The 1422-nt window shown below is 55.1% G+C and carries 2 rRNA genes; both read left to right on the top strand.

Annotation, left to right across the window (positions count from 1 at the left end):
• Positions 1-1203: ribosomal RNA gene (locus tag ACYVHG_RS15760) — 23S ribosomal RNA — on the top strand; the annotation flags it as partial.
• 152 nt (positions 1204-1355) lie between these two features.
• A 5S ribosomal RNA gene (gene rrf / locus ACYVHG_RS15755) occupies positions 1356-1422 on the top strand; the annotation flags it as partial.

Raw genomic sequence — 1422 nt, 5'->3', positions numbered from 1 at the left:
AGAAGGGGGACCTCGTCTGGTGATGGCCTTCACGGTCTGAGCTGGGTGGGGTCGCAGAGACCAGAGAGAAGCGACTGTTTACTAAAAACACAGGTCCATGCGAAGTCGTAAGACGATGTATATGGACTGACGCCTGCCCGGTGCTGGAAGGTTAAGAGGACCGGTTAGCCGTAAGGCGAAGCTGAGAATTTAAGCCCCAGTAAACGGCGGTGGTAACTATAACCATCCTAAGGTAGCGAAATTCCTTGTCGGGTAAGTTCCGACCTGCACGAATGGCGTAACGACTTCTCTGCTGTCTCAACCACAGACTCGGCGAAATTGCAGTACGAGTAAAGATGCTCGTTACGCGCGGCAGGACGAAAAGACCCCGGGACCTTCACTATAGCTTGGTATTGGTGTTCGGTTCGGTTTGTGTAGGATAGGTGGGAGACTGTGAAGCGGGCACGCCAGTGTTCGTGGAGTCGTTGTTGAAATACCACTCTGATCGTATTGGATACCTCAACCTCGGACCATGATCTGGTTCAGGGACAGTGCCTGGTGGGTAGTTTAACTGGGGCGGTTGCCTCCCAAAATGTAACGGAGGCGCCCAAAGGTTCCCTCAGCCTGGTTGGCAATCAGGTGTTGAGTGCAAGTGCACAAGGGAGCTTGACTGTGAGACTGACAGGTCGAGCAGGGACGAAAGTCGGGACTAGTGATCCGGCACCGGCAAGTGGAAGCGGTGTCGCTCAACGGATAAAAGGTACCCCGGGGATAACAGGCTGATCTTCCCCAAGAGTCCATATCGACGGGATGGTTTGGCACCTCGATGTCGGCTCGTCGCATCCTGGGGCTGGAGTAGGTCCCAAGGGTTGGGCTGTTCGCCCATTAAAGCGGCACGCGAGCTGGGTTTAGAACGTCGTGAGACAGTTCGGTCTCTATCCGCCGCGCGCGTTAGAAACTTGAGGAAGGCTGTCCCTAGTACGAGAGGACCGGGACGGACGAACCTCTGGTGTGCCAGTTGTTCCACCAGGAGCACGGCTGGTTGGCTACGTTCGGAAGGGATAACCGCTGAAAGCATCTAAGCGGGAAGCCTGTTCCAAGATTAGGTTTCTCACCACCTTGAGTGGGTAAGACCCCCTACAGACTATGGGGTTGATAGGCCAGAACTGGAAGCGCAGTAATGCGTGCAGGTGACTGGTACTAATCGGTCGAGGACTTACCACACACATAACATTCGCCAAAACAAGCACCCTCGTCTTCGGACGGGATGCTCATGCAGAGCGAAAGCGTGTAACAACAACAGAAACCAGAACCGTTCATCGGGCCTGGTTCGCGTCCACTATGCAATGTCTGAGACAGCACACGTCTCGAAGTGTTACGGCGGCCATAGCGAAGGGGAAACGCCCGGCTCCATTCCGAACCCGGAAGCTAAGCCCTTCAGCG

This window comes from Tsukamurella serpentis (assembly GCF_054780975.1).
The sequence above is the reverse complement of the archived record's forward strand: the minus strand, read 5'-3'. Positions and strand labels throughout refer to the sequence as shown.